The 315-nt window shown below is 63.8% G+C and carries 1 pseudogene; it reads left to right on the top strand.

What is annotated here, in order from left to right:
- A pseudogene (locus tag EN786_RS36880) lies at nucleotides 1-315 on the top strand (aminopeptidase P family protein); the annotation flags it as partial.

Below are 315 nucleotides of genomic sequence, written 5' to 3'. Positions count from 1 at the left end.
GCCGTTTGCCGACGAGATCACCGAGTTGCTCAAGAAGCATGGCGGCGGCTCGATGAAGCTTGGGCTCGACCGCTGCAGCCACCTGCAGGCGCTGGCCCTGGAAAAACGCGGCTGCGAGGTGAAGGATTGCCAGGGCGAGATTTTGGCCGTGCGCGCGGTAAAGACGCCGGAGGAGGTGAAATGCCTGATGGCCTCGATGGCCGGCGCCGAGGCCGCGGTGGCGGCGGTGCGTGAGGCGATCAAACCCGGCGTTTCCGAAAACGATCTGTTCGCCAGCATGTATCACGAAGTGATCCGGCAAGCCGGCGAGTTCAT

The sequence above is a fragment of the Mesorhizobium sp. M4B.F.Ca.ET.143.01.1.1 genome, from assembly GCF_004792275.1.
Lineage (GTDB): Bacteria > Pseudomonadota > Alphaproteobacteria > Rhizobiales > Rhizobiaceae > Mesorhizobium > Mesorhizobium abyssinicae.
Note: the sequence above shows the minus strand (reverse complement) of the source record. Positions and strands in the feature narration are given on the sequence as shown.